This window comes from Paracoccus sp. UBA889 (assembly GCA_002294185.1).
Lineage (GTDB): Bacteria > Pseudomonadota > Alphaproteobacteria > Rhodobacterales > Rhodobacteraceae > Paracoccus.
This window is the reverse complement of record DBFD01000079.1, coordinates 1-25,419: the sequence shown is the minus strand read 5'-3', so window position 1 is coordinate 25,419 and position 25,419 is coordinate 1. Positions and strand designations below refer to the sequence as shown.

The window sequence follows — 25,419 nt, the reverse complement described above, 5'->3', positions numbered from 1 at the left end:
GGGTCAGGTCAGGGTCACGCCGGCCGCGCGCATGGCCTGTTGGGCCGCGCCCTTGCTGCCGTCCAGGTCGATGGCGCGGGTTGCGGATTCGATCACGCGGGCGGCAAAGCCCAGCTTCGCGGCGTCGATGGCGCTCCAGGCGACGCAGAAATCATGGGCAAGGCCCACGAAGGTCAGTTCCGTCAGGCCGCGTTCGCGCAGATAGCCGGCCAGCCCGGTCGGGGTCTTGTGGTCGTTCTCGAAAAACGCCGAATAGCTGTCGATGCTGGCGCGAAACCCCTTGCGGATGATCATGTCCGCCCGCGACACGTCGAGGCCGGGCACGAAATCCGCCCCGGTGCCGCCGATGACGCAGTGCCTGGGCCAAAGGACCTGCGGCCCATAGGGCATCTGGACCAGACTGAAAGGGTCGGCCCCCGGATGGTTGTCGGCAAAGCTGGCATGTCCGGCCGGATGCCAGTCCTGGGTCAGCACCACCGCGTCGAAATCATCCATCATCGCGTTGATCGTCCGGGCAAGTTCATCGCCGCCGGCGACCGCCAGCGCGCCGCCCGGGCAGAAGTCGTTTTGCAGATCGATGACGATCAGGGCCTTCGGCATCGGCGGCCTCCTTTGCGGTTCGTCCATGGGTAGAAAGCGGCGGCGCCTGCGTCAATGGCTTGCCATGACCGCTCCGCCTGGCTTATGCCGCGCCCATGCCGATTGTCGCCGCCCTCTATCAATTCACCCGGCTCGCGGATCCAGCCGCGTTGCGTGCGCCGTTGCTGGCCCTGTGCGAGGCGCAGGGTATTCGCGGCACCCTGCTTCTGGCGCCCGAGGGGATCAACGGCACCCTCGCCGGCGAACGCGAGGGCATCGACACGGTGCAGACCCATATCCGCGCCTTGCCGGGCTGCGCCGGGCTGGACTGGAAGGAAAGCCGGGCCAGGGCCATGCCCTTTGGCCGCATGAAGGTGCGCCTGAAGCGCGAGATCGTGACCATGGGTCAGCCCGAGGTGGATCCGGGTTCGGCGGTCGGGCGCTATGTCGCGCCATGCGACTGGAACGCGCTGATCGCCGCATCCGACGTCGTCGTGATCGATACCCGCAACGATTACGAGACGGCCATCGGCACCTTCGAGGGCGCCGTGGATCCTCAAACACGTTCTTTCCGCGACTTTCCGGCGTGGTGGCAGGCCAATGCGCATCGTTTCGAAGGCAAGCGGATCGCGATGTTCTGCACCGGCGGCATCCGCTGCGAGAAATCCACGAATTACCTGCTGTCCCAGGGCGTCGAGAATGTCTTCCACCTCAGGGGCGGTATCCTGAAATATCTCGAAGACGTGCCCGAGCCTGACAGCCTGTGGCGCGGCGAATGTTTCGTCTTCGACCGGCGCGTCAGCCTGGGCCACGGCCTGAAGCAGGGGCAATACGGATTGTGCCACGCCTGCCGCCGCCCGCTGGCGCCCGGCGACCGCGCAAGGCCGGACTACGAGGAAGGCGTCTCGTGCCATCGCTGCGCGGATGAATATGACGACGCCGACCGCGCGCGATTCCGCGAACGCCAGCGGCAATTCGATCTGGCACGCCACAGGAACGCGGGATGAGCCGCTGTTCCCTTTTCCGGCAATCGCTGGCAGCCATTGGCATACCGGGAATTGCGGACGACCGGATCGTTGACCCGGACCCGCTGCGGGCAGGGCGCTGAGATGTCGGAACGCGCGATCGGTGATCTTCTGGATCTTCTGGGCCGGTTGCTGATCGCGGTCCTTTTCGCGGGCGGGGCGATCCAGAAACTGACCGATCCGGCGGCCGTCCAGCAATTGCTGGATCTCGCGGGGTTGCCGGGCGTTCTGGTCTGGCCGCTGGCGGCGATGAATCTGGCCGCGGCCCTTGGTCTGTTGCTGGGGCCGAAGGTGACCTGGTGGGCGCTGCTGCTTGCCGCCTATTGCATCGCGACAAGCTGGTTCCACTGGCAGTTGCGGGCCGATCCCTGGCAGGTGACGATCGTGGTCAAGAACTGGTCCATCGCGGGCGGGCTGCTGATCCTGGCGGCCAACGGTCCACGCCGCTTCGTGATCTGGCGATAGCGCGGCTCAGCGCGTCTGGCCCAGCCCGCCGGCGGCGATGGCAGCCATGTTCAGGATGTCGTTCACGGTCGAGTTGGTGGAACAGATCTGGATCGGCTTCGGCACGCCTGTCAGGATCGGCCCGATCACCGTCGCGCCCGCCATTTCCTGCATCAGCTTGACGCTGATCGAGGCCGAATGCCGCGCCGGCACGACCAGCACATTCGCGGGTCCGGTCAGGCGGCTGAACGGATAGCGCGCGGCGGCATCCATGTTCAGCGCCACGTCCACGGTCATCTCGCCCTCGTATTCGAAATCGACGCCGCGTGCGTCCAGCACCTCGGGCGCCTCGGCCATCTTGATCGCGCGTTCGCTGATCGGATAGCCGAAATTCGAGAAGGACAGGAAGGCCACGCGCGGATCGAGGCCCAGCCCCCGCGCGACATGCGCGCCGCGGGTGGCGATATCGGCCAGGTCCTCGGCCTCGGGCCATTCATGGACCAGCGTGTCGCCGATCAGCACCACCCGACCCTTGTGCAGAACGCCGGTAATGCCCACCGCGCCATCCTGCGGACGCAGGTCGAAGACCTGCCCGATCTGGGCCAGGACATGCGCGTTCTTGCGCGTGGCGCCGGTCACCAGCCCGTCGCCGTGGCCATGCGCCAGCATCAGCGCGGCAAAGACGTGGCGGTCGCGATTGGCCAGTTTCAGCACGTCCTCGCGGTCCACGCCCTTGCGTTGCAGGCGCGCATAGAGGAAGTCGTGATAGGCATCCAGGTGGCGCGTGTTGCCGGCATTGACGACCGCGATCTCGCGCACCGCATCGACGAGGCCGGCGGCTTCCAGCTTTTCGCGCACGTCGGCCTCGCGGCCCACGACCAGCGCCTGACCCATCCCGCCACGCTGCCAGGCCACGGCGGCGCGCAGCACGCGGGGATCATCGCCCTCGGCAAAGATCATCCGCGCCTGTTTCCTTCTGGCACGGGCATGAATGCCCTGCAGGATCGCCGCAGTCGGGTCCATCCGGGCCTGCAGCGCCTGGATATAGCCCTCCATGTCGATGATCGGGCGCCGCGCGACGCCGGTATCCATGCCGGCCTTGGCGACGGCAGGCGGCACCACATGGATCAGGCGCGGATCGAAGGGCGTCGGGATGATGTAGTCGCGGCCGAATTGCAGCTTGAGGCCATAGGCCACGGCCACCTCGTCGGGCACGTCCTCGCGCGCCAGCCGCGCCAGCGCCTCGGCGCAGGCGATCTTCATCTCGTCGTTGATCGCGCGGGCGTGAATGTCCAGCGCGCCGCGGAACAGATAGGGGAAACCCAGCACGTTGTTGACCTGGTTGGGATAATCGCTGCGACCGGTGGCGATGATGGCGTCGGGGCGAACGGCGCGGGCATCCTCGGGGGTGATTTCGGGGTCGGGATTGGCCATCGCGAAGATGACCGGATTGTCGGCCATGCCGGCGACCATGTCCTGCGTCACCGCGCCCCTGGCGCTGACGCCCAGAAACACGTCCGCGCCCTTCATCGCATCCTCCAGGCTCCGCGCCTCGGTCTGGACCGCATGGGCCGATTTCCACTGGTTCATGCCCTCGGTCCGGCCCTGCCAGATTACCCCCTTGGTGTCGCACATCAGGCAGTTCTCGTGCCGCGCGCCCATGGATTTCAGCAATTCCAGGCAGGCGATCCCGGCGGCGCCAGCGCCGTTCAGCACGATCCGCACATCCTCGATCCGCTTGCCCGACAATTCCAGTGCGTTGATCAGGCCCGCCGCGCAGATCACCGCCGTTCCGTGCTGGTCGTCATGGAAGACCGGGATGTCCATGATCTCTTTCAGCCGGCTTTCGATGATGAAACATTCCGGGGCCTTGATGTCTTCCAGGTTGATGCCGCCGAAGGTCGGTCCCATCAGCCGCACGGCATTGATGAATTCGTCCGGATCCTCGGTATCCAGTTCGATGTCGATGGCATTCACGTCGGCAAAGCGCTTGAACAGCACCGCCTTGCCCTCCATCACCGGCTTGCTGGCCAGCGCACCCAGGTTTCCCATCCCCAAAATCGCCGTCCCGTTCGAGATGACGGCGACCATGTTGCCCTTGGTGGTGTAGTCATAGGCCGTCTCGGGGTGGTCGGCGATGGCCTGCACCGGCACGGCGACGCCGGGCGAATAGGCCAGCGACAGATCGCGTTGCGTCGTCATCGGGGTCGAGGCGACGATGTCGTATTTGCCCGGATAAGGCTCCATGTGATAGGCCAGCGCCTCTTCCGGCGTGATCCGGCTGCGGCGTGTCTTGTCGCTCATGGTGTTCCCCTTCCGTCGCGGCGTCGAACCTGATTACAGCGGCCGGGCTCTCGTCTCAATCTGTTCGGACGGCCCGCCATCGTGTTGACACGCTGTCAAGACCCGCCATTGTCGGGCGGTGTATCTGACGGGGACAAGTCTTGGCTAGGAAAATCATCGTTCATATTGGGCAGCCGAAAACCGGCACGACCAGTTTGCAGGCTGCTCTTCTCAAAGGACAAAAGCATCTCCTCGATCAGGGGATTCTGTATCCGACGCCACTTTTTTCCATCAACCACGGCGCTCTGGTTCTGCCTTTCAGGCAGGAGGTTCAGCGTTCCATGGTGAGATTTGTTGGAACAGATATCCGGGAGGCGAGAAGAAGAGGTCGCATCTACTGGAGGAGTGTCGTCGAAGAGGCCGCCATGCACGACGTTGGCACCGTCATAATTTCCAGCGAATTCATTTGGGGGTTGAGACATCTGCCAAAATTCTATGAAAATTTGCAAACGGCCTTTGGAAGCGAAGCAGCGATCGAACTGATGGCCTATCTTCGCACCCCGTCCCAACATTATATCTCGGCGGCGCAACAGAAGCTGAAGATGGATCACCGATTGCCGATCTTCAGATATAGCCGCCTGAAACGGCTCAAGGAGGTTTCGGATATTGCTCCGCTGAAACTTGGCAAGTTTTCACGCGATGCGCTGCATGAAGGCGATATTTTGTCTGACTTCTGCTTGAGATATAATATAAAAACGGCCAATCTGCGCCACCGTAAAAAAGAGGCAAACACGACGATTTCGGCCGAAGGGATGATCCTTCTGCAAACATATCGGCGTAGAAATCATTCCGAAAGGGGCGATATGCCGACCGATGACACTAATCGGCTGTTGAATGCGATCGCTCGGGAAGAGGCGGCGAACCCCGGAATCTATACGCGCCCGAAACTCCGACCGGAATTCGCGCAATATCTCGACCGGGATTGTCAGACATTCGCGTGGCTTCGGAAGGCACACGGCATCGACTTGCATCAAGATCATGGCGTCGCGGAGGGCATGATGCGCGACGTGGCCGAGGCCGAAGACGTATCGGAACTGGTCGGTTTCGATCCCGATGCGTTGCACCGCCTGCGGCAGGCGGTGCTGTCGTGACGGCGGGATCGGGCGTCCCAAGTCTCCGAATCTCGAAAATTACAGCGAGACCTTCACGAAACTGTCGCGCAGGGCGGCGGACCAGGCGGCGCTCATTTCCATGAAGTCCTGATCGCCCTCCAGGATCCGGCGTCTGGCCGAGATCGTGCAGGCATCCTTTTCGATGATCGCCAGATCCAGCGGCATCCCGACCGACAGGTTCGAGCGCAGCGTCGAATCCATCGACAGCAGCACCGCCTTTTGCGCGTCGCCCAGGCTGGTCGCCGGCGTCACCACGCGGTCCAGGATCGGCTTGCCGTATTTGTGTTCGCCGATTTGCAGGAAGGGCGTGTCTTCGGTCGCCTCGATGAAATTGCCCTCGGGATAGATCAGGAACATCCGCATGTCGCCGCCCTTGCGCTGGCCCGCGACGATCATGCTGGCGCTGGCCTGCTGGCGCAGGTCGCGGCATTGTTCGGCGATCTCGCGCCGCGTGCGCGCCAGCGTGTCGCCGATGATCGTGGCGACCTGCAACATCGTCGGCGCCTTCAGGATCGAGGTCGTCTCATCGGCCATCTCGTCCTCGATCGCCTCGTCCAGACGTGCCAACGCCGTCTGGGTCACCGACAGCGATCCGGCGGTCATGATCGCCACGACACGCTCGCCCGGCTCCTCGAAGAAGAACATCTTGCGATAGCAGGCGATGTTGTCCAGCCCGGCATTGGTGCGCGTGTCCGACAGCAGGACCAGCCCGGCATTGAGTTTGAGACCGACACAATAGGTCATGGGAAGCAGCTACCCCGGAATTTCTGGCCGCATCCTAGGCGGGACCGGCAGGGGCCGCAATCGCCCGTCGCGCCGCGTCCGGGCACTGATGCATGACAGCCGCACGACATGTCGCGGCGATGGCTCGCATCCAGCGCCAAAAACGCGCATGATCGCCTGGTGCAACCCGATCGGAGCCCGTCATGTCCCTGTTCGCCCTGACCCGCCGTCACTTCCTGCAAGCCTCGACCGCCGGGATCGGCGCGGCGATGCTGCATCCTTTCGCGGCCCGCGCTTCGGCCGGGCAGGCCCATCTGCGGATCATGGAGACCACCGATCTGCATGTCCATGTCTGGCCCTATGACTACTATGCCGACAAGCCGGTCGATACCGTCGGCGCGGCGCGAACGGCGGCGTTGATCCGGGCAGTGCGGGACGAGGCGGGCAATTCGGTGCTGCTGGACAACGGCGATATCCTGCAAGGCAACCCGATGGGCGATTATGTCGCCTATGAACGCGGGATGAAGCCCGACGAGATGCATCCCATCATCACCGCCATGAACGAAGTCGGCGTCGAGGCGGGAACGCTGGGCAACCACGAATTCAATTACGGGCTCGATTTCCTGAAGAACGCGCTGGCAGGGGCGGGCTTTCCCGTCGTCTGCGCCAATGTCGCGACCCGGGCGGACGAGGATCCCGCCGCCGATGACACCCTGGTCCCGCCCTATGTGGTTCTGGACCGCGAACTGACGGATGGCGCCGGGCAGCCGCATCCGATCCGGCTGGGCATCATCGGCTTCGTCCCGCCCCAGATCATGCAATGGGATCGCAAGCATCTGGAGGGCAGGGTGACCGCCCGCGACATCGTCGAGGCAGCGCGGGCCTGGGTGCCGAAGCTGCGCGGCGAGGGTGTCGATCTGGTCGTCGCGCTGTGCCATTCCGGCATCGGCGCGGCCACGCACGAGCCGGGGATGGAAAACGCCGCCATTCCGCTGGCCGGCGTCGAGGGCATCGACGTGATCCTGACCGGCCATCAGCACCTGGTCTTTCCCGGCCCCGATTTCGAAGACACCGAAGGCGTGGACATCGCCGCCGGCACCATCGCCGGCAAACCCGGGGTGATGGCGGGGTTCTGGGGGTCGCATATGGGTCTGGTCGATCTGCTGCTGGAACGGCAGGGCGACGGCTGGGCGGTGATCGAACACAGTGTCGAGGCGCGGCCCATCTATCAACGCGACACGGATCGCAAAGTCGTGGCGCTGGTCGAAAGCGTGGCGGCGATCGAGGACAGCGTCGCGGCCGAACATCAGGCAACGCTGGACTACGTCCGCCGTGCGGTGGGCAAGACCTCGGCCCCGCTTTACAGCTATTTCGCGCTGGTGGCGGACGATCCCTCGGTCCAGATCGTCGCGAATGCGCAAGAATGGTATATCCGGCAGATGATGGCGGGAACCGAATATGAGGGTCTGCCGATCCTGTCCGCCGCCGCACCCTTCAAGGCCGGCGGCCGTGGCGGCCCGGATTACTACACCGACGTGCCCAGCGGCGATATCGCGATCAGGAATGTCGCCGATCTCTATCTCTATCCAAACACGATCCGGGCGGTGCAGGTGACCGGCGCCCAGGTCAGGGATTGGCTGGAACGCAGCGCGGGCATGTTCAACCGGATCAGGCCCGGCCAGCCTGACCAGATGTTGCTGAACCCCGAGTTTCCCAGCTACAATTTCGACGTGATCGACGGCGTGACCTATCGCATCGACCTGTCGCAGCCCTCGAAATATGACAGTGACGGAAAGATCGCCGACGAGGGCGCGGCGCGCATAGTCGATCTGGCCTTCGCGGGGCAGCCGATCGACCCGCAGGCCGAATTCATCGTCGCCACGAACAATTACCGTGCCGGCGGCGGCGGAAATTTTCCCGGCAATGACGGCTCGACCATCGTATTCGAGGGCCCGGACACGAACCGCGACATCATCGTGCGCTACATCGTCGAGCAGGGCACCATCGACCCCGAGGCCGACGGCAACTGGTCTTTCGCCCCGCTGGAGGGCGCGACGGTGCTGTTCGATACCGGCCCCGAAGCCGCGCGCTACCTCGACGAGATCAAAGGCGTTGCCATAGAAGCGGTGGGCGATGGCGAGAACGGCTTCGCGCGCTATCGCATCACGCTGTAGGGTCAGGTGTCCGATCCGGCGGCGGGGGGCGCGGCCCCCCGGTCGCTGACGCGACTCCCCCCGAGGTATTTTTAAAGAGCGCGAGGGGTGGACGCAGGCTTCTCGCGCTCTTTGCAATTACCTGCGGGGGTGAATTGGCCGCAGGCCAGGAGGGGGCCGGCGAGGCCCCTTCGTCGCGAGGCGCCATGACGTTGCGGTTTTCCGAAGTGCCAAGGCGTGTTTCAGCTTTGCGTCTGGCTCTGGCTCTGGCCTTGCAGTGTCTCGATGTCCTCGACGCGGACCGCGACGTCCAGCTTTTCGACTCCCCGGCCGATGGCGATGCCCCGGATCGGCGCCGCATCGGCCGCGTCAAGGCCCGAGGCCAGCCGGACATAGCGTTCGTCCGGGCAGCAGGCATTGGCCGCATCGAAGCCGACCCATCCCAAACGCTCGACATGGATTTCGGCCCAGGCATGGGCCGCTTCCTGGGATTGGCCGTCCTCGGTCACGTGCAGGTAGCCCGAGACATATCGCCCCGGCAACCCGCGGATCCGCGCCAGCGCGATCAGGGCATGGGTATGGTCCTGGCAGACGCCCTGCCCCAGCTTCAGCGCCTCGGCGGCCGTTGTCTGGGTCCGGGTCACGCCGGGACGATAGGCGATGGCCTCGCCGACCGCCGCCGACAATCTGTGCGCCAGATCCAGGTTGTCCGCGGCCTCGGTCACGCTGTCGGCCAGTTGCCGCAGGCGGTCATCGGCCCGTGTCGTTCCGGTGTCGCGCAGATAGGCCATCGGGTGGATCATCTCGCGATGGCCGCGCAACACGCCGGCGGTATCGCGGGTCTCGACCCGGCCCGCGATCTTCACGATCACCTCCTGCGCGGGGCCGCGCACGGCCCAGCCCTCGATCCAGTCTCCGGCACCGTCGCGAAAGCTGGGCCCCTTGACGCCGCCGCTTACCTCGATGCGCCAGTCATGGGCCTTCTGCCCCTCGAAGACCGAGGGAGTCAGTCGCAGGCTCTGGACGAAGTTGCGGATCGGGTGGTCATAGCGATAGACGGTTTCATGAAGGATTCCGAGTTTCATCCGCCTACGAGCCTCCCAGCAGGTAATCTTCGTGCACACGCATCGAGATGACTCCGATCTCGGCGATGAACCATGACAGGAATTCGTGCAGCCCCTCATCGAAGATCGCGTCGATATCGCGCGCCTGCAACGCTTCCAGCACTTCACGCGACTTGTCGCGCGCGGTGGTCGGTGCCTTGTCGCCATAGCGTTTGGCCAGTCCCTCCAGGTGCCAGACGCCTTCGTAAAGCGAGGTGATCAGCGATCGCGGGCTTTCCCCGTTCAGGATCAGGAAATCGGCGACGCGACCGGCGGTGATGTCGCCGCCATAGGCCCAATGATAGGCCCGATGCGCCGACAGCGCCCTCAGGATCACCTGCCACTGATAGGTGTCAAGGCCGGAGCCCACGAATTCGATCCGGGGAAGAAGGACGAAATATTTCACATCCAGCAGCCGCGCCGTCGCATCCGCGCGTTCCAGGCCATAGCCCAGATTCATGAAATGCCAGCCATCGTTGCGAAGCTGGGTCGCATTGATCGCGCCGCGCACGGTCGAGGTATGGCCGGTGGTGAAATCCGTCAGGTTCGCCGTGTCGATGCGGGATCGCGGCGTCTTCTCGATCTTGCGCAATTCCTGATAGCTGACGTTCAGCGCGTCCCAGACCTGGCTGGTCAGCGCGGTGCGCACGATGCGTCCGGCTTCGCGGGCCTTTTCGATGCAGGACACGACCGAAGACGGGTTGTCGCGGTCGAAGAAGATGAATTCCTCGATCTTTTCCTGCGTGATCTCGCCGTATTTGTCGGCGAACAGGGCCGAGGTGCCCGAAGCCTGCAGAAGCGAGTTCCATTCGTTCTGGTAGCCCGCCTCGGTATTGGGCAGCAGGGTGATCCGCTGGCCCACATCCAGCAGGCGGGCGGCGGTTTCCGCGCGTTCCAGATGGCGGCCCATCCAGAACAGGTTCGAGGCGGTGCGGCACAGCATGGTCGTTCCCCTCTGTTATTCCGACAGGACCCAGGTGTCCTTGACGCCGCCGCCCTGCGATGAGTTCACCACAAGGCTGCCTTCGCGCAAGGCCACGCGGGTCAGCCCGCCCGGCACCAGTTCGATCCGGTCGCCGCACAGGCAATAGGGCCGCAGATCGACATGGCGCGGCGCGATGCCTTCCTCGACGAAGGTGGGGCAGGTGGACAATGACAGCGTTGGCTGGGCGATGTAGTTCGACGGATCGGCGGCGATCTTGGCGCGGAACGCCTCGATTTCGTCGCTGGTGGATTTCGGACCCACCAGCATTCCGTATCCGCCCGATCCGTGGACCTCCTTCACGACCAGATCCGGCAGGTTCTCCATCACATAGCGGTAGTCGTCATCCTTCCACAGGGTCCAGGTCTGGACGTTGTTCAGGATCGGCTCCTCGCCCAGGTAGAAGCGGACCATCTCGGGCACGAAGGTATAGATCGCCTTGTCATCGGCAACCCCCGCGCCAGGGGCCGAGCAGATCGAGACCCCGCCCGAGCGATAGACATCCATCAACCCCGGAACGCCCAGCAGGGAATCGGGCCGGAAACACAGCGGATCGAGAAACGGATCGTCGATCCGGCGATAGATGACATCGATACGCTTCGGCCCCTGTGTCGTGCGGGCATAGACGAATTCCCCATCGACGAAGAGATCCGCACCCTCGACCAGTTCGACGCCCATCAGGTTGGCCAGAAAGCTGTGTTCGTAATAGGCGCTGTTGAAATGTCCCGGCGTCAGGATCACGCAGGTCGGCCGCCCCTCGCATTTCTGGGGCGCCACCGATTCCAGGGTGCGACGCAGCAGGTCGGGATATTGGTCCACCGGCTCGATCCGGTTACCCCGAAACAATTGCGGAAACATCCGCATCATGATCTCGCGGTTTTCCAGCATGTAGCTGACGCCTGACGGCGTGCGGCAATTGTCTTCCAGCACGAAGAATTCGTCCTTGGCGGTGCGGACAAGGTCGATGCCGATGATGTGGGAATAGACGCCGCGCGGAGGGATGACGCCGACCACGGCCTTTTCATAGGCGTCGTTCTGATAGACCAGTTTGGCAGGGATGCGGCCGGCGCGAATGATCTCGCCCCGGCCATAGACATCGCGCAGAAAGGCGTTCAGGGCCCGGGCGCGCTGCTTGATGCCGCGTTCCAGCTTGCGCCATTCGTTCTGTTCGAAGACGCGCGGCATCATGTCGAAGGGGATCAGCCGGTCGGGATCGCCGCCCTCGCCATAGACCGCGAAGGTGATGCCGATGCGACGGAACAGCGCCTCGGCCTCTGCCTGTTTCATCTGGCGGAAATCGTCCGGCATCGTGTCCACCCAGTCGCTGAGGCGCGCATAGGGGTCTCGGACTCGTTTTCCTTCATACATTTCATTGTAGTATGTCATCATCCCCCCCGGGTTGGACCATCAGCCCTTCACAGGCCTTTCAGGCTGCCGATGATCAGAGACCGGTCCTGTGGAGTCCACAGGGGAAAGCCGGGAAATGCACGAAAGTTCCGCGAATGCCGGCCTCCTCCGCGGTCCGGGATGCCCCCGGCGCGGCAGGCTGCCAAAGTTTTGGGCAGGGCTAAACCAGTTCAACGGCGATTGCCGTGCCTTCTCCGCCGCCGATGCAGATGGCCGCCACACCGCGCCGACCGCCGCGAGACCTGAGTGCATGGATCAGGGTGACGATGATCCGCGCGCCCGAGGCACCGATTGGGTGGCCAAGCGCGCAGGCCCCGCCATTGACGTTGACGATGCCATGATCCAGTCCCATCCGCGCCATGAACGCCATCGGCACGACCGCGAAAGCCTCGTTCACCTCCCACAGATCGACATCGGCGGCGGACCAGCCGATCCGCTCCAACAGCTTCTGGGCGGCGGGAACGGGCGCGGTCGGAAATTGTCCCGGCTGTTGCGCGTGGCTGGCATGACCCAGGATCCGGGCCAATGCGCCATCCCCGTCCGCGCCGATCGCCAGCGCCGCCGCCCCGTCCGAAATCGAGCTGGAATTGGCCGCCGTCACGGTGCCGTCCTTGCGGAAGGCCGGCTTCAGATGCGGGATTTTTTCGGGCCGGGCGTTACCGGGCTGTTCGTCGGTATCGACGACAATCTCGCCCCGGCGGCCGGTCAACGTGACCGGCGCGATCTCGGCCGCGAAGGCGCCCGAGGCGATCGCGTCCGCCGCGCGCGACAGGCTGGCCAGCGCGTAGCGGTCCTGTGCCTCGCGGCCAAAGCCGAATTCGGCGGCGCAATCCTCGGCAAAAGTGCCCATCAGACGGCCCTTGTCATAGGCGTCCTCCAGCCCGTCCAGAAACATGTGATCCAGCGCCTGCGCATGGCCCAGCCGCGCGCCGCTGCGCATCCGCGGCAGCAGATAGGGGGCGTTGGACATGCTTTCCATGCCGCCCGCGACGACCAGATCGGCGCTGCCGGCGCGAATCGCGTCCATCGCCATCATCACCGCCTGCATTCCCGATCCACACATCTTGTTCAGCGTCGTCGCAGGCAGCGATTCGGGCAGCCCCGCCAGGAAGCCGGCCTGACGCGCCGGCGCCTGTCCCTGACCGGCGGGCAGCACGCAGCCCATGAACAGCGCATCGGGATCGCCGGCCGCGCGGTCCGCCCGGTTCAGCGCCGCGCGAATGGCGACGCCGCCCAGTTCGGGGGCGCTGGACTCGGCCAGCGCGCCTTGCAGACCTCCCATGGGCGTGCGCGCGCATCCCAGAACGAAAATGTCTCGCATTGTCACGATCTCTCCCGGCTCGACCTGTTCCCGCTTACCGGATCGTAACCATTTGCGTCTAGTCGTGAGAGGGAAAACAAGAGGGAATCGGGATCATGCTGGACGCTGTCGACCATGGTGGGGAAATGAGGGTCAGGGTCACCGGCAGTCGCATCGACGCCGCGATCGCCACCAGGTTCAAGGACAAGCTGCGCGAGATCGCGCTGCGCAACCGCAAGCCGGTTGTAATGGATATGAGTGCCGTTGATTTCATGGACAGTTCGGGCCTTGGTGCCGTAATCGCGGTGCGCAAGGCGATGCCCGAAAACCTGCCGCTGATCCTTCAGGGGCTGACGCCCAATGTCGAACGGGTGTTCCGTCTGACACGGATGGATTCGGTTTTCGAGATCCGGCCGGCCGCCACGGAGGGACCGGAGACCACATGACCCCGACCCAGCGGCAGAACGCCGAAGTGAAAGGAGGGGGCCGGGTGCGGACACAACCGATGTTTCATCAGGTGCTGTCCGCCCGCCCCGACAGCGTGCGCGGCGCGTTGATGGATGTGCGCCGCCGCTTCGCCGGCGAGGTCAGCGATGATACGCTGGGCCGGCTGGAACTGGTTCTGGCCGAGGTGATGAACAATGTCGCCGAACATGCTGCGACAGACGCCGGGGGAACGGTTCGCAGAACCTTGCCGCAGATCCATCTCTGCATCGTCCGGCACGAATCCGGGCTGGCCTGCGCGATCACCGATAACGGCATCTCCGTTCCCGCCGATTGCCTGCTGCCGCGCGACCTGCCGCGAAACGATGTCGCCGATCTGCCCGAGGGCGGCTTCGGCTGGTATCTGATCCAGGATCTGACACAGGCTCTTTGCTATTACCGCGAACAGCAGCGAAATTTCCTGGCCTTCAGCGTGCCCTTTGCCGAGGTTTGAGCCATTGCCGGACCGGCCGCGGAATGCGCGATCGTGATCGCCAGCGCTGCAGAAGGCGCCCTGCGGCCTCAGTTCAGTTGCGCGGCAAGGCGATAGCTGCCATCAGCGAAATCGCTGAACATCTCCATCACATCGGGATGGTCCAGCGGCTCGCCAGAGGCATCGGCCTCTAGGTTCTGCTCGGACACATAGGCAACGTAATAGGTTGCCTCGGTTTCGGCATAAAGGTGATAGAAGGGCTGGTTCTTGGCCGGCCGCGCATCTTCGGGAATGGAATCATACCATTCCTGCGTATTGGCGAATTCGGGATCGACGTCGAAGATGACGCCGCGAAACGGACGATGACGATGGCGGACAACCTGGCCCAAACCGAATTTCGCGACGCGGTGATATGACTGCATGGCTGTCGCCTTCCATGTTCCTGCCGGCAGAGAGCGGATGTCGCGCCTTCTAATCCCGTCGGGCGATTCTGTCCACCGGATCGGCAGCATTTGCATGATCCGAAGGCAAGACCGGGCATAAACGCCGGCGCCCTGCCTATTCCGGCGGCAACGGATCCCGATCCTCGTCCAGCAGCGGCACGGTCGAGATCGCCATTTTTGCCGAACCATCGGTCAGTTCATTGGCGTGGGCCAGGTAGATCAGCACGCGGTTCTCCTCGTCATAGATCCGCTTGACGCGCAAGGACTTGAAAACCAGCGAGCGGCCCTCGCGGAACACATCCTCGCCGCCCTTTCCGCGCCGGATCCCGCTCAGGTCGATGGGTCCTGTCCGCGCGCATTCGATGGCGCTGTTCGAGGGATCCTCGAACCAGTTGCCCTGGCTCAGCCGGTCCAGCATCGAACGGTCGAAATAGGCCAGATGGCAGGTGACGCCGCCAACCTCGGGATCGCGGATCGCCTCGATCACGATATCGTTGCCGATCCAGTCCACGCCGATCTTGCCGATCTCCTCCGCGGCCGTGGCCGCGGGGATCAGCAGTGACAGGGCAAGCAGGCGCGCGATCATGACGCGGCCTGCGGCAGCAGCGGCACCCGGCCGTCGTCGGTCAGAAGATGCACCTGCCCGGCCTCGATCGCGACCGCGCAAAGCGGCCGACCATAGGCCGCGCCGCCGTCGATATTCAGGCGATTTCCGTAATGGGTTGCCGTGTCGATGGCGGTATGGCCATGCACGATCAACGGCCCGTGATCAGCGTCGCTGTCCAGAAAATCCTTGCGGATCCAGACCAGATCCTGTTCGGCCTGATCCTGAAGATCGATGCCCGGTCGGATGCCGGCATGGACGACCAGTGCCTCGGGATGCAGGAACCACAAGGGCAGCGAGGACAGGAATCGGGCGTGCGCATCGGGCACCGCGCGGCGTGCCTCGGTCAGCAACCGGTCGCCGGAAAGCGTCGGATCGACGCCATAGGATGCCAGCGTCGCGGCCGCGCCCAGCCCGCTATGCGCGATCCAGGTCCGGCCCGAGGCCAGCCCCGGATCGACCCAGGCGGGATCGGACAGGAAGATCGGCAGGAAGCGGTCGTGATTGCCGCGCGTGACCACCCAGTTGCGTCCCGCGTCGCGCCCCCGCATCAGATATTCCACCGCGCCGCGCGAATCCGGGCCCCGATCGACCAGGTCGCCGACATGGGCGATCAGCGCGTGCTTGCCGCCATCGCTGAAAATCCGTTCATGCGCGGCGCGCAGCAGCTCCGGGTGGCCGTGAATGTCTCCGACGACGTAAAGGGTCATGGCGGCGGGCGTTCCTTGTTCCTGCATCCGGTCAGATCGCCGCGCGCCCGTCAAGGGCGCGCGGCGCAAGGTTCAGACCTCGAAATGCAAACGGCGGGCCTGCAGGAACTTGCCGGTCTTATGCAGGGCCGCCAGGGCCTGGTCGCTGATCGGTTCGTCCAGATACAGGATCGCGATCGCATCCTCGCCCCCGGTCGAACGTCCCAGCGTGAAATTGGCGATGTTGACCCCCAGATCGCCCAGCGTCATGCCAAGCGCGCCGATGACGCCCGGCACGTCCTTGTTGCGGGTATATAGCATGTGTTCGCCGATCTCGGCATCGATGTTGATGCCGCGGATCTGGATGAAGCGCGGCTTTCCGTCGCTGAAGACGGTGCCTGCGATCGATCGCTCGCGCTGCTCGGTGACGACGGTCAGCTTGACATAGCCCTCGAAAATGCCGCCCTTGTCCTGCCGCGTGGTCGAGACCCGGATGCCGCGCTCCTTCGCGATCACCGGGGCCGAGACCGGATTCACGTCCGGATTGGTGGCCTTCATCACCCCGGCGATAGCCGAGGCGTTCAGCGCGTTCAGGTTCATCGAGGCCACCGCCCCGTCATAAAGCACGTTGATCGCCTTGATCGGCTCATCCGTCATCTGGCCCACGAAGGCGCCCAGATGGGCGGCCAGCCTGATCCACGGGCCCATCACGGTGGCCTCCTCGGCGGTGACCGAAGGCATGTTCAGCGCGTTCTGCACCGCCCCGGTCAACAGGTAGTCCGACATCTGTTCGGCCACCTGCAGCGCCACGTTTTCCTGCGCCTCGGTGGTCGATGCACCCAGATGCGGGGTCACGACGACATTGGGCAGGTTGAACAGCGGGCTTTCGGTGGCGGGCTCGACCGCGAAGACGTCGAAGGCCGCACCGGCCACGCGGCCGTCCTTCAACGCTTCGGCCAGCGCCTCTTCATCGACCAGCCCGCCGCGCGCGCAATTGATGATCCGGACGCCCTTCTTCAGCTTGCCGATGGCGTCTCGCGACAGGATGTTCCTGGTCTTGTCGGTCAGTGGCACGTGAAAGGTGATGAAATCCGACCTGCCCAGAAGATCGTCCAGATCGACCTTGGTCACGCCGATCTCGGTCGCGCGTTCCTCGGACAGAAAGGGGTCATAGGCCAGCACCTTCATGTGCAGCCCAAGCGCGCGATCGATGACGATGGACCCGATATTGCCCGCGCCGATCACGCCCAGGGTCTTGTTGAACAGCTCCACCCCCATGAAGCGGCTCTTTTCCCATTTGCCGGCATGGGTGCTGACGCTGGCTTCGGGCAATTGCCTTGCGACGGCGAACATCATCGCGATCGCATGTTCGGCCGTGGTGATCGAGTTCCCGAACGGCGTGTTCATCACGATCACGCCCTTCTTGCTGGCCGCAGGAATATCGACATTGTCGACCCCGATTCCGGCGCGCCCGACGACCTTCAGTCTGGTCGCTTTCTCCAGCAGCTTGCCGGTCACCTTGGTCGCGGACCGGATCGCCAGCCCGTCATAATCGCCAATCACCTCGGCCAGCTTTTCCTTGTCCTTGCCCAGATCGGGCAGGTAATCCACCGCGACGCCGCGGTCGCGGAAAATCTGGACGGCGGTTTCCGACAGCTTGTCGGACACAAGAACCTTCGGCATGTCATTCATCCTCATGTGTCGCACCGGGGCCGCGCCCCGCAGGTGCGATCATCTTCGTTGTGGAAATATCCTGCAGGGGGTCTGGGGGACGCAAAGTCCCCCAGCCGTCGCGGGACGCATGTCACTGTGCGGCCAGTTCGGCTCGATAGGCGTGTTCGATCCAGGGCATCAGCGCGGCCACATCGGATGCCTCGACGGTCGAGCCGCACCATATTCGCAGCCCCGGCGGCGCGTCGCGATACGACCCCGCATCCAACGCCACGCCCTCTTTCTCCAACCGCCTGGCGACGGCCTTGGCGAAGGCGGCGCCGTCCCTGATCGCCGGATCGGTGAATTTCAGGCAGACGCTGGTGGTCGAGGCCGTCGCCGGATCCTCGGCCAGATCGGCGATCCAGTCCTTGCCGGCGATGAAATCGCGCACCGCCGCGGCATTCGCCTCGGCCCGCGCGATCAACCCCTTCAGCCCGCCGATGGACCCGGCCCATTTCAGAGACACGAGATAATCCTCGACCGCCAGCATCGAGGGCGTGTTGATCGTCTCGCCCTTGAAGATGCCCTCGTTCAGCTTGCCGCCCTTGGTCAGCCGGAAGATTTTGGGCAAGGGCCTGTCGGGGGTAAAGCTTTCCAGCCGCGCGACCGCGCGTGGCGACAGGATCAGCATCCCATGCGCGGCTTCACCGCCCAGAACCTTCTGCCAGCTGAAGGTGACCACATCCAGCTTGTCCCAGGGCAGGTCCATGGCAAAGGCTGCCGAGGTCGCGTCGCAAATGGTCAGCCCTTCGCGATCTGCGGGGATCGCATCGCCATTCGGCACGCGCACGCCGCTGGTCGTGCCGTTCCAGGTGAAGACGACATCCCTGTCGAAATCGACCTGTCCGAAATCGACGATCTGGCCGTAATCGGCCTTGCGAACGGTCGCGTCCAGTTTCAGCTGTTTGACCGCATCCGTCACCCAGCCCTCGCCGAAGCTTTCCCAGGCCAGCATCTCGACCGGGCGCTGGCCCAGCATGGTCCACATGGCCATCTCGACCGCGCCGGTATCAGAGGCCGGAACGATGCCGATGCGGTAATCTTCGGGCACGCCCAGAATCGTGCGGGTCAGGTCGATCGCCTCGGCCAGCCTGGCCTTGCCGATTGCCGCGCGATGCGACCGCCCCAGCGGCGCGTCCGACAGCATGTCCAGATTGTAGTGGGGGATCTTGGCGCAAGGGCCAGAGGAGAAGCGCGGATTCGCCGGCCGCGCGGCCGGAGTCGTCAGGTCTGTCATGTGACTCAGCCTTCCAGCTAAAAGCCCCTCGTTGGGGAGGGGTGTCCCACGGACGCCTCTACGAGAACCCCCAAAAAAACGCAATAGCCAAAGAGTCTTGCAAAACCGATCATGCAGCTTCGCGCGCGTCGATGCAGAACGGGACGGGAACGTGCGATTGCGATTGGCACGTCATTGACACGCGGTGTTCTGGCGACGTTCCACCGGAAAACGAAAGCCCCGGCGCGCTGGCAGGCGCAACCGGGGCGGATAACGAAGTCTGGCTAGACTGGATCGACAATAACCTGAAACGCGAATCTGCGGCAAGGGGCTTGCTCCAAGCCGTGTTTGCCTGTGACGCTCGCGACCGCGTTCCCCTGATGGAACGGTTCATCGACGTGATGCGCGCCGGGCAGCCGACCACCGGTTTCGGGCCGATCATGGCCGAGGCTCGGGAATGGGCGGTTTGGGCCACCCGCGCCGAGCTAAAAGCCTATGCCCTCGCCGCCTGTGAGGCGATGAACGGTCGAGACCAAGCCGCCTTCCTCGGGCATCTCGACCGGAGGGCGGCGGCATGAACACCATTCGCGCATCCCGCCTCGGCACCCTCTACGGCATCCGGGGCGCTACAGCCGCCACGCTGGCCCTGATCATCTGGGGGGCTGGCGATGAATAGGCAGCTTTCCGTGGACGAATTGCTCTGGTCATGGCCGACCGTCTGCAAGGCGGCATCGAACGACTGGGCCAAGGGCTTCGCTCTGTCGATCATGCGGCAGTCCAAGCGCCGCAACTGGCAACCCAGCCCAAAGCAACACGCCCTGATGAACCGCATGGTGAATGAGGTTTACCAGCATCGCGGCGACTTCGACGGCTGCGACGACTTCGATCTGATCGATCGGGGTGACGCATGATTTGCAAGGACGCATCGAAGTTGACCCGCGAGGCGCTCGAGGACGATTGGGTCGGGTTGCATGAGTTGGTGGCCGAACTGCCCGCTGGCGCGCGGACGGATCGCCACGAAATCGAGAACCTGAAAGCCCAGATGCCCGAGGCGGCGAGACCGAGCGGACCGTGGGCCTGTCTCTGGCTGCGGCCCGTATCGTGGCCCGGTATCGCGGCGTCCGTGCCTGCCAGCCCGAGGCGACCCCATGACGGCGACGGCGGTCAAGGCAAAAGCGCGGGCTGGATCTGGTCCCAATGCCCGGAAATCGGTCGGGGCGGGGGACCGGCGCCTAAGTGTTGCGCTCTCTCTTCCGGCCCCAAACATGGCCGATCAGGCGATTGCATTTCTGGAAACCCTGAAAATTCCGGAGGGGAAAATGGCCGGTCAACCGCTCAAGCTGGCCGGATTTAAGCGCCAATTCGTTTGCGGCTCTCTGGGCGACGGCGTGATGGTGGCCTGCCTGTCAATCGGACGCGGAAACGCCAAGACCGCTCTGTCTGCCGGGCTGGCGCTCGGCGCGCTCAAGGGCGTCTGGGACGATCAGCCGAAACGCGAGATCCTGTTCGCTGCGCGGAACCGCGATCAGGCCAAGACCGCGTTTCAGTTTCTGGTCGGTTTCATCGAAGGGCTGCCCGAGGATGAACAAGAGCAATTCCTGATCCGGCGCGGCTCCAAGCTGGAAGTCGAATATTCCGGCAATGGCGGCGGGCTGGCGCGCTGTATCGCGGCTGACGGCAAGTCGACTTGTATCCTCGGCGTGGATCCTGGCGGCAGCCGGTCCATGTCGGCGGCGGCGCTCTACTGGCCCGAAACCGGGTGTCTGGAAGCCTTGGGCACCTTCCCCAGCAATCCCGGCCTTGCGGATCGCGGCGCGGCTGACAGCGTGTCGGGGCGCTATGTCGAGATGGCCGAGCGTGGCGAACTGATCACGATGGGCGATGCGACCGTTCCGCCCGGCCCTTGGCTGGCCGAGATCGTGCGGCAACTGGACGGGGCCGAGGTGGCCTGTGTCGTGGGCGACCGGTTCCGCCATGCCGAATTTGTCGAGGCGATGGAGAAAGCCGGGTTGTCCCGCGTCCCGTTCATCTGGCGCGGCTTCGGATGGAAGGACGGCAGCGAGGACGTGGAACGCTTTCGGCGGGCGCTGTTCGACGGCGAGGTGAAGGTTTCCCCGTCGCTGCTGCTGCGCTCGGCTTTCTCCGATGCCATCGTCCTGCATGACCCGGCCAACAACGCCAAGCTGGCGAAGGCGCGATCCCTCGGCCGCATCGACGCTGCTGCGGCAACGCTGCTGGCCGTCGCGCAGGGGCAGCGCATGAAGGCGGCTCCGACGCGGAAAGCGAGGGTCGCATGGGCATGATGCGTCAGTATCACCGGCATTCAAAGCGCGTGACCTCAACCCGGCGCTGGCAGGTTCTGCGGCATGTCGTTCTGGAACGCGACGGCTGGGCCTGCGTCGATTGCGGGCAGACGCGCGGCAGGCTGGAAATCGACCATATCCAGCCGGTGCGGACGCGCCCCGATCTGGGCTTCGACCCGGCCAATTGTGCGACCCGCTGCCCGTCCTGCCACACGAAAAAGACCCGGATCGAGTGCGGGCATTCCGCGCCGATCATCACCCCCGAGCGTCAAGCCTGGGGCAAAGCTGTTGCCGAACTGGCGACAAATCCCAACCCGGCAACATGAGGTAATGACATGCTGGATTCTGTGAAAATCGCCCGTCGCCAGTCGGAAATCCGGCAGGCGCTGGCGGAACTGGTGGGCAAGGACAAGCCGACCGAGGACGAAACGCGGTCCATGAGCGACATGGATCAGGAATATCGGACCAACGAAACCCGTTATCGTGCGGCCCTGACTGCCGAGGATCAGGAACGGCGCGAGGCCGGGGCCGATCTGGAAACCCGTTCGGACCGGGAATGGTCCGATCTGGTCGGGCGCTTCGAGCTGCGTCAGGTGGCTTTCGCCCTCGATGAAGGCCGGGCGCTGAACGGGGCGACGAAAGAGATCGTCGAGGAACTGCGCAACGCGGGCGGCTATCAGGGCATCCCTGTTCCTTTCGCCGCGCTTGAAACTCGCGCGGGCGAGACTGTCGCGGTTGATGTGCCGAACCCCAAGACGATCCGCCCGATCATCGACCGGATCTTTCCCGGCAGCGTTGCCGAGCGGTTGGGCGTCCAGCGCATCAACATCACCTCGGGCGAACTGGCCTTTCCCGTCGCCACGGCGGGCGCGATCTTCGGCTGGCAGACCAATGAACTCGCCAATGTCGGCGCGGCTTCGGAATATCAGACCGCCGAGCGCATCCTGAACCCCGATCATACCGGCGGCGCGCAGATGGTGATCAGCCGCAAGGCTCTGAAGCAGGCAGGCGAAGGTCTGGAGGCTGCAATCCGGCGCGATCTGAACGCGGTGCTCGGCACCGAATTTGATCGGGTTGTGATCAACGGCAGCGGCGCGGCGGGCGAGCCTCTGGGCTTCATCCCCGGCGCGGCGACCTACGGCATCACCGAGACTGCCGTTGGCGCGACGGCAACCTGGGCGGCATTCCGCGCCGAAGTCGTGGCCTTCATGCAGGCCAACGCGATCACCTCGGCCAGCCAAGTGAACCTGGGCTTTGACCCGGCGATCTGGGCGGCTCTGGATGATGCGTTGATCAGCGGCACGGCTGTGAGCGAATGGGACCGCCTGACCAAGCATGTCGGAACCCCGGCGATCAGCAACGTGATCCCCGGTGAAACGGCGATCATGACGGCCAACGTGCAGGGTCCTGACCGGGCTTGTCACCGCGGACTTCACTGTCCCGCGCGGTTTGCAAACCCGCATCCTGACCGGCATCGGTGAACCCTGATGCTGTGGGGCGGCAATCTCGGGGCGCTGGAACTGCGCAGCGAGGGCGGGGCAACCCGCCTTCGGGCGACGTTCCCCTATGGAGCCGAAACCGAACTGGCACCGGGGCGGCGCGAGGTTATCGCCTCTCGGGCATTCTCGGATCGGATCGAGGCGGGCGAGGATATCCACCTGCTGTCCGGTCACGATTACAACAAACCCCTTGCCTCGCGGGCGGCGGGCAACCTCACCCTGGCCGATGGCGACGACGCGCTGGTGATCGAGGCGACGATTGCGGATGGCACGACCTGGGCGCGTGACTTTCTGGCGGCTCACGCGGGCGGGCTGATCCGGGGCCTGTCGCCGGGCTTCCGTGTCGATCTGGGCGGCGAACGCATCGAGCGGCGCGGCAACAGCGTCCTGCGGACCATCAGCCCGGCGGCGTTGTTTGAACTCTCGGCAGTCACCCGCCCCGCCTATTCCTCGGCCCAGATCGAGGCGCGGGCTTGGGAAACCCATCAGGACCGGCAGCCCTATCGTGGCGCTGTTCATCATCTGAATCGGTGGAGGCTCTGATGGGCGTCCTGGATCTGTTCCGGCGTGGATCAAGGGGCGGGCAACCACCCGTTGAAACCCGTTCATCCGGCACCGGCTACACCGCTTCGATCATGGCGGCGCGGGAAGCGTGGATCAGCGGCGCGTCCGGCATGGCCGAACTCACGGCGGCGGTGCAAACCTCTGTGAGCCTCTGGGAAAGTGGCCTTTCTCTGGCCGATGTGACCGGCACCGATCTGCTGGACCGGCGCACGATGGCGATCATCGCCCGCGCTCTGGCCTTGCGTGGCGAATGTGTCTTCCTGGTCCGCGACCGGCTTATTCCGGCGACCGATTGGGACGTATCGACCCGCAACGGCATTCCCCGCGCCTATCGACTCGGCATCCCCGAGATCGGCGGTGGGCGGCGGGAAACCGTGCTGGCCCCTGAGGTTCTGCATTTCCGCATCGGCTGTGACGCATCGACCCCGTGGGCAGGCTCGGCACCCCTGCGGCGGGCGCAACTCTCGGCACAGCTTCTGCATGAACTGGAAACGGCCCTGCGCGACGTGTTCAAGAATGCGCCCCTCGGCAGCCAGATCGTCCCCGTCCCCGAGGGCAGCGCCGACGATATGGAGCAACTTCGGGCAGGCTTTCGCGGGCGGCGCGGCGCGGCTCTGGTGATCGAGGGAACGGCGCAGGCGACGGCGGCTGGCATGAACCCCCAGATCGGCCAGCACCCCGATCAGCTTTCCCCGCATCTGGACAAGACCCTGGCCGACAAGCTGTTGGCCGATGCCAAGGGCGCGATCTACGGCACCTTCGGCATTCTGCCCGGCCTGATGAACCCGGCGACGACCGGGCCGATGGTGCGCGAGGCCCAGCGGCACCTGGCGCAGCTTGTCCTGCAACCGATCGCCAACCTGCTGGCCGAGGAAGCCAGCGAAAAAATCGGGCTGGCCGTAAAAATCGACTGCGTGAGGCCGATGCAGCTTTCGACGCTGGCAGCAAGGCGCGGGCTTTCGCGACGATGCTGGGCGCGCTGGCCGAGGCCAAGGCGGCAGGCCTGGACGTGGCGACGATCAAGGATGCCGAGTCGTTCATCGACTGGCAGGACTGACGGCATAGGGCCGGGATGCGCCCTGCGGATTTCTGTTCCCGCGAAGCATCTGGGATTAGACGGTGAGTGCCCGGCTTTTGGGTAGCCATAACCCCGTCACGGCGCGGTCCCCTTCCGATACTTCCGGGGGGCGCGGCGCAGGTTGTCACGGATTACAGCGGGGGCAGCCACCGGACCCCGTGTCAGGGGACCAAGTGGCCGGAGGCAGTGGGATGCTGCACCGGCCCCGTTCTGTCAGCGGTCGACCAATCCGGCCTCCCTCCGTGAGCTAGGTCTCTATGGATTAATTCCGATATTGGATTCCAGCACGCAGCTATAGGTTCCGCCCTCGGTTTCGAGCCGCTGGCGAAGGATATTGCAGACCTCGTAGTCATCATTGAATCCGTGGATCAAGGCTACCTGCCCGCTGAACTGTTTGGTCAGTACGTAAGCGCCATCCAGTTGCTCATCGGAGAGAGGCGGTCCTGCGTTTTCGACCAGTATTCCGCCGGGGTAAGCTATGGCATGGGTTTCATTTCAGGCGGCGGCTTTCAGGGTCTTGGGCGGCGTATCATAGGCCTCGCCTGGCGTCATCAGCCCATGCGATGAGTGCGGGCGTCTTTCGTTGTAGCAGCTGATCCAGGTGCCGATCCCGTTACGGGCTTCAGAGCCGGTCCCGCAGGCGTTCAGGTAGACGCATTCGTATTTCAACGACCGCCAGAGCCGCTCTATCATCCGGTTGTCGATCCAGCGGCCGCGTCCGTCCATCGAGATCTTCACCTTGGCGTCGTGCAGCACGTCGGTGAAATCGGTGCTGGTGAACTGCGCGCCCTGATCCGAATTGAAAATCTCCGGCTCCCCATATCTGGCCAGAGCCTCCGTCAGCGCCTCGACGCAGAACCCGGCCTCCATGGAGTTTGACAGCCGCCAGCTGAGCACCTTTCGGCTGAACCAGTCCATGATCGCCACGAGGTACAGGAACCCACGGCGCATCGGGATGGCGCTGATGTCGACACACCAGACCTGATCTGGCCGGGTGATGGGCAGGTCCCGGAGCAAGTCCGGACAAATCTCGTGCGCCGGATGCTTCCTGCTGGTTTTCGGCTCCTGGCAGATCGGCACCAGACGCATGAGCCTCATCAGCCGCCGCACCCGGTGGCGCCCGCATCTGTGCCCCTCACGCTGCATGTGGCGGGCCATCTGCCGCGAGCCGTACCAGGGCGTTTCCAGGAACTGCCGGTCGATGATTTTCATGAACGCCAGGT

The 25,419-nt window shown here is 64.4% G+C and carries 26 protein-coding genes; 13 read left to right on the top strand and 13 right to left on the bottom strand.

Going from position 1 to position 25,419, the window contains the following annotated elements; translation table 11 throughout:
- Positions 1-3: 3 nt before the first annotated feature.
- On the bottom strand, positions 4-600 hold the full coding sequence (pncA, locus tag B4L36_RS15940) for a bifunctional nicotinamidase/pyrazinamidase (RefSeq protein WP_292959139.1): 597 nt from the start codon (positions 598-600) through the stop codon (positions 4-6).
- Between the two features lie 95 nt (positions 601-695).
- On the opposite strand from pncA, the gene B4L36_RS15935 reads away from it, so the two are divergent.
- Entirely contained in the window at positions 696-1,586 is an 891-nt protein-coding gene (locus tag B4L36_RS15935; RefSeq protein WP_292959138.1) for a rhodanese-related sulfurtransferase, read from the top strand.
- Between the two features lie 102 nt (positions 1,587-1,688).
- The gene (locus B4L36_RS15930; RefSeq protein ID WP_292959137.1) at positions 1,689-2,069 is read left to right on the top strand and encodes a DoxX family membrane protein; all 381 of its coding nucleotides are present in this window, start codon (positions 1,689-1,691) and stop codon (positions 2,067-2,069) included.
- 6 nt (positions 2,070-2,075) lie between these two features.
- Here the strand turns inward: B4L36_RS15930 and B4L36_RS15925 are convergent, their stop codons facing one another.
- Entirely contained in the window at positions 2,076-4,352 is a 2,277-nt protein-coding gene (locus B4L36_RS15925; protein ID WP_292959136.1) for an NADP-dependent malic enzyme, read from the bottom strand.
- Between the two features lie 140 nt (positions 4,353-4,492).
- Between B4L36_RS15925 and B4L36_RS15920 the strand changes: the two genes are divergently transcribed.
- The gene (locus B4L36_RS15920) at positions 4,493-5,482 is read left to right on the top strand and encodes a hypothetical protein (RefSeq protein ID WP_292959135.1); all 990 of its coding nucleotides are present in this window, start codon (positions 4,493-4,495) and stop codon (positions 5,480-5,482) included.
- A 39-nt stretch (positions 5,483-5,521) separates the two neighbouring features.
- Here the strand turns inward: B4L36_RS15920 and B4L36_RS15915 are convergent, their stop codons facing one another.
- Positions 5,522-6,247 (bottom strand): proteasome-type protease, encoded by a 726-nt coding sequence (locus B4L36_RS15915; protein ID WP_292959134.1) that lies wholly within the window; start codon positions 6,245-6,247, stop codon positions 5,522-5,524.
- Positions 6,248-6,429: 182 nt separating this feature from the next.
- Between B4L36_RS15915 and B4L36_RS15910 the strand changes: the two genes are divergently transcribed.
- Positions 6,430-8,400: a bifunctional 2',3'-cyclic-nucleotide 2'-phosphodiesterase/3'-nucleotidase gene (locus B4L36_RS15910; protein ID WP_292959133.1), complete on the top strand. Its 1,971-nt coding sequence runs from the start codon at positions 6,430-6,432 to the stop codon at positions 8,398-8,400.
- A gap of 221 nt (positions 8,401-8,621) precedes the next feature.
- Here the strand turns inward: B4L36_RS15910 and B4L36_RS15905 are convergent, their stop codons facing one another.
- The 4 genes from B4L36_RS15905 to B4L36_RS15890 form a co-directional block, all read right to left on the bottom strand.
- Entirely contained in the window at positions 8,622-9,464 is an 843-nt protein-coding gene (locus B4L36_RS15905; RefSeq protein ID WP_292959132.1) for a transglutaminase family protein, read from the bottom strand.
- Positions 9,465-9,468: 4 nt separating this feature from the next.
- Positions 9,469-10,425: an alpha-E domain-containing protein gene (locus B4L36_RS15900; RefSeq protein WP_292959131.1), complete on the bottom strand. Its 957-nt coding sequence runs from the start codon at positions 10,423-10,425 to the stop codon at positions 9,469-9,471.
- Positions 10,426-10,440: 15 nt separating this feature from the next.
- Complete coding sequence (locus B4L36_RS15895) at positions 10,441-11,853, bottom strand: circularly permuted type 2 ATP-grasp protein (protein ID WP_292959130.1); 1,413 nt, start codon at positions 11,851-11,853, stop codon at positions 10,441-10,443.
- A 178-nt stretch (positions 11,854-12,031) separates the two neighbouring features.
- The gene (locus B4L36_RS15890; protein ID WP_292959129.1) at positions 12,032-13,192 is read right to left on the bottom strand and encodes a thiolase family protein; all 1,161 of its coding nucleotides are present in this window, start codon (positions 13,190-13,192) and stop codon (positions 12,032-12,034) included.
- 95 nt (positions 13,193-13,287) lie between these two features.
- Here B4L36_RS15890 and B4L36_RS15885 point away from each other — a divergent pair, with 95 nt between their 5' ends.
- Both B4L36_RS15885 and B4L36_RS15880 read left to right on the top strand, forming a co-directional pair.
- Positions 13,288-13,617, top strand: a complete 330-nt coding sequence (locus tag B4L36_RS15885) for an STAS domain-containing protein (RefSeq protein ID WP_292959128.1) — start codon at positions 13,288-13,290, stop codon at positions 13,615-13,617.
- A gap of 44 nt (positions 13,618-13,661) precedes the next feature.
- Complete coding sequence (locus tag B4L36_RS15880) at positions 13,662-14,108, top strand: ATP-binding protein (RefSeq protein ID WP_292959127.1); 447 nt, start codon at positions 13,662-13,664, stop codon at positions 14,106-14,108.
- A 68-nt stretch (positions 14,109-14,176) separates the two neighbouring features.
- Here B4L36_RS15880 and hspQ read toward each other — a convergent pair whose 3' ends face one another.
- The 5 genes from hspQ to B4L36_RS15855 form a co-directional block, all read right to left on the bottom strand.
- Positions 14,177-14,509: a heat shock protein HspQ gene (gene hspQ, locus B4L36_RS15875; RefSeq protein ID WP_292959126.1), complete on the bottom strand. Its 333-nt coding sequence runs from the start codon at positions 14,507-14,509 to the stop codon at positions 14,177-14,179.
- Positions 14,510-14,645: 136 nt separating this feature from the next.
- Positions 14,646-15,116, bottom strand: a complete 471-nt coding sequence (locus tag B4L36_RS15870) for a CreA family protein (RefSeq protein WP_292959125.1) — start codon at positions 15,114-15,116, stop codon at positions 14,646-14,648.
- Entirely contained in the window at positions 15,113-15,844 is a 732-nt protein-coding gene (locus tag B4L36_RS15865) for a metallophosphoesterase (RefSeq protein WP_292959124.1), read from the bottom strand. The genes B4L36_RS15870 and B4L36_RS15865 overlap by 4 nt, the downstream gene beginning before the upstream one ends.
- 72 nt (positions 15,845-15,916) lie before the next feature.
- The gene (gene serA / locus B4L36_RS15860) at positions 15,917-17,506 is read right to left on the bottom strand and encodes a phosphoglycerate dehydrogenase (protein ID WP_292959123.1); all 1,590 of its coding nucleotides are present in this window, start codon (positions 17,504-17,506) and stop codon (positions 15,917-15,919) included.
- Positions 17,507-17,627: 121 nt separating this feature from the next.
- Entirely contained in the window at positions 17,628-18,773 is a 1,146-nt protein-coding gene (locus B4L36_RS15855; protein WP_292959122.1) for a phosphoserine transaminase, read from the bottom strand.
- 131 nt (positions 18,774-18,904) lie between these two features.
- On the opposite strand from B4L36_RS15855, the gene B4L36_RS15850 reads away from it, so the two are divergent.
- The 7 genes from B4L36_RS15850 (at position 18,905) to B4L36_RS15820 (ending at position 24,260) form a co-directional block, all read left to right on the top strand.
- Positions 18,905-19,330: a hypothetical protein gene (locus B4L36_RS15850; RefSeq protein ID WP_292959121.1), complete on the top strand. Its 426-nt coding sequence runs from the start codon at positions 18,905-18,907 to the stop codon at positions 19,328-19,330.
- Between the two features lie 108 nt (positions 19,331-19,438).
- The gene (locus B4L36_RS15845) at positions 19,439-19,663 is read left to right on the top strand and encodes a hypothetical protein (protein WP_292959120.1); all 225 of its coding nucleotides are present in this window, start codon (positions 19,439-19,441) and stop codon (positions 19,661-19,663) included.
- Between the two features lie 408 nt (positions 19,664-20,071).
- Positions 20,072-21,055 (top strand): hypothetical protein, encoded by a 984-nt coding sequence (locus B4L36_RS15840; RefSeq protein ID WP_292959119.1) that lies wholly within the window; start codon positions 20,072-20,074, stop codon positions 21,053-21,055.
- Entirely contained in the window at positions 21,046-21,381 is a 336-nt protein-coding gene (locus B4L36_RS15835) for an HNH endonuclease (protein ID WP_292959118.1), read from the top strand. The genes B4L36_RS15840 and B4L36_RS15835 overlap by 10 nt, the downstream gene beginning before the upstream one ends.
- 9 nt (positions 21,382-21,390) lie before the next feature.
- Positions 21,391-22,536 (top strand): phage major capsid protein, encoded by a 1,146-nt coding sequence (locus B4L36_RS15830; RefSeq protein ID WP_292959117.1) that lies wholly within the window; start codon positions 21,391-21,393, stop codon positions 22,534-22,536.
- 6 nt (positions 22,537-22,542) lie between these two features.
- Complete coding sequence (locus B4L36_RS15825) at positions 22,543-23,097, top strand: HK97 family phage prohead protease (RefSeq protein WP_292959116.1); 555 nt, start codon at positions 22,543-22,545, stop codon at positions 23,095-23,097.
- A gap of 131 nt (positions 23,098-23,228) precedes the next feature.
- Positions 23,229-24,260, top strand: a complete 1,032-nt coding sequence (locus tag B4L36_RS15820) for a hypothetical protein (protein ID WP_292959115.1) — start codon at positions 23,229-23,231, stop codon at positions 24,258-24,260.
- Between the two features lie 431 nt (positions 24,261-24,691).
- Here B4L36_RS15820 and B4L36_RS15815 read toward each other — a convergent pair.
- On the bottom strand, positions 24,692-25,419 hold a 728-nt coding region (locus B4L36_RS15815; RefSeq protein WP_292959114.1), incomplete at its 5' end, for an IS3 family transposase.

Bases quoted from the DNA above. Each gene is read 5' to 3' on its own strand.
- pncA (WP_292959139.1), bottom strand. From the start codon at position 600: ATGCCGAAGGCCCTGATCGTCATCGATCTGCAAAACGACTTCTGCCCG.
- B4L36_RS15935 (WP_292959138.1), top strand. From the start codon at position 696: ATGCCGATTGTCGCCGCCCTCTATCAATTCACCCGGCTCGCGGATCCA.
- B4L36_RS15930 (WP_292959137.1), top strand. From the start codon at position 1,689: ATGTCGGAACGCGCGATCGGTGATCTTCTGGATCTTCTGGGCCGGTTG.
- B4L36_RS15925 (WP_292959136.1), bottom strand. From the start codon at position 4,352: ATGAGCGACAAGACACGCCGCAGCCGGATCACGCCGGAAGAGGCGCTG.
- B4L36_RS15915 (WP_292959134.1), bottom strand. From the start codon at position 6,247: ATGACCTATTGTGTCGGTCTCAAACTCAATGCCGGGCTGGTCCTGCTG.
- B4L36_RS15910 (WP_292959133.1), top strand. From the start codon at position 6,430: ATGTCCCTGTTCGCCCTGACCCGCCGTCACTTCCTGCAAGCCTCGACC.
- B4L36_RS15905 (WP_292959132.1), bottom strand. From the start codon at position 9,464: ATGAAACTCGGAATCCTTCATGAAACCGTCTATCGCTATGACCACCCG.
- B4L36_RS15900 (WP_292959131.1), bottom strand. From the start codon at position 10,425: ATGCTGTGCCGCACCGCCTCGAACCTGTTCTGGATGGGCCGCCATCTG.
- B4L36_RS15895 (WP_292959130.1), bottom strand. From the start codon at position 11,853: ATGATGACATACTACAATGAAATGTATGAAGGAAAACGAGTCCGAGAC.
- B4L36_RS15890 (WP_292959129.1), bottom strand. From the start codon at position 13,192: ATGCGAGACATTTTCGTTCTGGGATGCGCGCGCACGCCCATGGGAGGT.
- B4L36_RS15885 (WP_292959128.1), top strand. From the start codon at position 13,288: ATGCTGGACGCTGTCGACCATGGTGGGGAAATGAGGGTCAGGGTCACC.
- hspQ (WP_292959126.1), bottom strand. From the start codon at position 14,509: ATGCAGTCATATCACCGCGTCGCGAAATTCGGTTTGGGCCAGGTTGTC.
- B4L36_RS15870 (WP_292959125.1), bottom strand. From the start codon at position 15,116: ATGATCGCGCGCCTGCTTGCCCTGTCACTGCTGATCCCCGCGGCCACG.
- B4L36_RS15865 (WP_292959124.1), bottom strand. From the start codon at position 15,844: ATGACCCTTTACGTCGTCGGAGACATTCACGGCCACCCGGAGCTGCTG.
- serA (WP_292959123.1), bottom strand. From the start codon at position 17,506: ATGCCGAAGGTTCTTGTGTCCGACAAGCTGTCGGAAACCGCCGTCCAG.
- B4L36_RS15855 (WP_292959122.1), bottom strand. From the start codon at position 18,773: ATGACAGACCTGACGACTCCGGCCGCGCGGCCGGCGAATCCGCGCTTC.
- B4L36_RS15850 (WP_292959121.1), top strand. From the start codon at position 18,905: ATGCAGAACGGGACGGGAACGTGCGATTGCGATTGGCACGTCATTGAC.
- B4L36_RS15840 (WP_292959119.1), top strand. From the start codon at position 20,072: ATGGCCGGTCAACCGCTCAAGCTGGCCGGATTTAAGCGCCAATTCGTT.
- B4L36_RS15835 (WP_292959118.1), top strand. From the start codon at position 21,046: ATGGGCATGATGCGTCAGTATCACCGGCATTCAAAGCGCGTGACCTCA.
- B4L36_RS15830 (WP_292959117.1), top strand. From the start codon at position 21,391: ATGCTGGATTCTGTGAAAATCGCCCGTCGCCAGTCGGAAATCCGGCAG.
- B4L36_RS15825 (WP_292959116.1), top strand. From the start codon at position 22,543: ATGCTGTGGGGCGGCAATCTCGGGGCGCTGGAACTGCGCAGCGAGGGC.
- B4L36_RS15820 (WP_292959115.1), top strand. From the start codon at position 23,229: ATGGCCGAACTCACGGCGGCGGTGCAAACCTCTGTGAGCCTCTGGGAA.